Origin of the sequence: Lutibacter sp. (genome assembly GCF_040883305.1) — a bacterium.
Lineage (GTDB): Bacteria > Bacteroidota > Bacteroidia > Flavobacteriales > Flavobacteriaceae > Lutibacter.
On sequence record NZ_JBFLKT010000204.1, the window covers coordinates 1 to 2,807 of the forward strand.

A 2,807-nucleotide genomic window follows, 5' to 3' on the forward strand; every position below is an offset into this window, starting at 1 on the left:
AATACCTGAATGGATGATGATTAACTGTATTGAAGTAGATCCGTTTACAGCTGGAGGTGCTTATATTGTTGGGACAAGGTACAAGTTAGGAGATTATACACCATACATCTACAAAACAGAAGATTATGGTGAAAATTGGAAATTAATTACCAACGGAATTGCTCAAGAACATTTTACAAGAGCTTTACGAAGCGATCCAAATAGAAAAGGATTGTTATATGCAGGAACTGAAAATGGAGTGTATGTTAGTTTTGATGATGGCGTTAACTGGAAACCTTTTCAATTAAATTTACCAATTGTTCCTATTACAGATTTAACTATAAAAAACAACAATTTAATAGCTGCAACACAAGGGCGAAGCTTTTGGATTATTGATGATTTAACACCACTTCACCAATTAAATGACAACCTTATTTCAAAAGAAGCCTTTTTGTACCAACCGATGGATAGTTACAGAATGGGAGGAAGTAGCAGAAAATCTAAAACTGCTGGGCAAAATCATCCTGGTGGCGTAATTGTAAATTATTTTGTTAAAAATCTTCAAAAAGAAGATACTTTAAGTTTGTCCTTTTTTGAGAAAAACGGCAAACATATTAAAACCTATTCCACAAAACCGGATAAAAGTCAAGATGAAGAAAGTCTAAAAGCTAAAAAGGGAGCAAATAGTTTTAATTGGAATATGCAATATCCTGATGCTGAAAAAGTAAAAGGGATGATTTTATGGTGGGCATCTTTAAATGGTCCGAAAGCATTACCTGGAGAATATACAGTTAAACTAACTAAAAATGGAATGAACGTTTCTGAACAAACTTTTAATCTATTACAAGATCCAAGAAGTTCAGCTTCTGAAGAAGATTTAACATCACAATTTAATTTTATAATTGAAATTCAGGAAAAGTTAACTGAAATTCATAAAACATTAAAAAATATTACAAAGATTAAAACGCAAATAAATCAATTAAAAAGTTCAATTTCAGATAAAGAAAAGAATAAAGAAATTATTGAATTAGCAGATAAAATAGTGAAAGGTTTAACCAAGCACGAGAACGAGTTGTACCAAACAAAAAGTAAGAGTAATCAAGATCCGTTAAACTTTCCAATTAAATTGAATAATAAATTAGCGCATTTAAATTCATTAAGTTCTATTGGAGATTTTAAACCAACAGACCAGTCGGTTGAATTTAAAAATGAAATTACAAAGCTAATTGATGATGAGTTAGGTAAAATCTATGTTATTTTTAATAAAGATGTAAAACAACTTAACAAAAAAGTAAAAGAAAGTGATATTGAGCTAATTAATTTAGATTAAAAAATAAGCCCTTTTAAAATTAATTAAAACCCTATTTAAAACTCTTTTAAGTGATTTTTATCACATAGAATAGTTTTTTTTTACATAATTTTCTAAGTTGAAAAAGTATTAATCTAAAAAAACTATTCGAATGTCAAAACATTTTCAAGTGCTAGTTATTGGTGCGGGAACTGCTGGAATCATGGTTTCTTCAATGCTAAAAAGAAAAAACAACTCTTTACAAATAGCAATTATAGAACCTTCAGAAACTCATTTTTACCAACCCGCTTGGACTTTAGTTGGGGCGAATACCTATAATTTTGATAAAACTTCTAGACCAATGGCATCTTTAATTCCAAAAGGTGTTGAATGGATTAAAGAATATGCCGATAAATTTGAACCAGAAAACAATAAAGTAATAACTAAAAAAGGGAATGAATTTACTTACGACTATTTGGTAGTTGCTCCAGGTTTAAAAATTGCACCTGACATGATTGAAGGTTTGCAAGAAGCAATGGATAAAGGCGTAGTTTGCAGTAATTATACAGACCCAAATTACACATGGGAAATACTTAAAGATTTTAAAGGTGGTACAGCATTATTTACGCAACCAGCAACTCCAATAAAATGTGGAGGGGCTCCTCAAAAAATTATGTATTTGGCAGATGAGCATTTTAGAAAAACAGGAGTTAGAGAAAATACAGATATTGTATTTGCTTTACCAAGTGGTTCTATTTTTGGCGTGAAAATTATTGCAGATACTTTAATGAGTGTTGTTGATAAAAAAGATATTAATGTTCGATTTTTCCATAAGCTGGTAAAAGTAGATGGAAATAAAAAAATTGCTTGGTATGAAATAGTTAAAGATTTAACTGGAGGAGGGTGCGTAACAATAGCTGATGGTGATGAAGCCTCTTTAGATAGAGAAATTCAACATAATTATAAAGATGTAAAAGTAACAAGAGAAGGCGACTTATATGGTATCCATTTTGATATGATGCATTTAGCGCCACCACAATGTGCCCCTGATTTTATTACAAACTCACCATTGGCATCAGAAACTGGTTGGGTTGATGTTGATAAAGGAACAATGCAACATGCAAAATTTATAAATATTTTTAGTTTAGGAGATGTTTCTAATTTACCAACTTCTAAAACGGGTGCTGCTATTAGAAAACAAGCACCAGTAGTTGTTGAAAATATTTTGAAATTAATTGAAACTAATAAGTTATCAACTAAAGCATATAAAGGATATACTTCTTGTCCGTTAGTTACGGGTTATGGAAAAATGGTATTGGCTGAATTTGACTACAACCAAAACTTTGAGCCAGATCCAAAATTAAAACAGTTTCCATTAATGATTGGAGATTCTTCTAAAGAACATTGGCGTTTATGGATACTGAAAAAATATGGGCTTCCTTATTTATATTGGAATAAAATGATGAAAGGAATAGAGGTTTAATTTTAGGTATTAGTGTGTTTGAAGAAAACATACGTCATTCTGAACTTGATTCAGAAT

The 2,807-nt window shown here is 30.5% G+C and carries 2 protein-coding genes; both read left to right on the forward strand.

From position 1 onward, the window contains the following. Positions 1-1,309 (forward strand): WD40/YVTN/BNR-like repeat-containing protein (locus AB1Z17_RS06490; protein ID WP_368050985.1); only part of this gene is annotated, 1,309 nt, incomplete at its 5' end. Positions 1,310-1,439: 130 nt separating this feature from the next. Next, a complete protein-coding gene (locus AB1Z17_RS06495; protein ID WP_368050986.1) occupies positions 1,440-2,750 on the forward strand; it encodes an FAD/NAD(P)-binding oxidoreductase in 1,311 nt (436 codons plus the stop codon). The last annotated feature ends 57 nt before the right edge of the window (positions 2,751-2,807 follow it).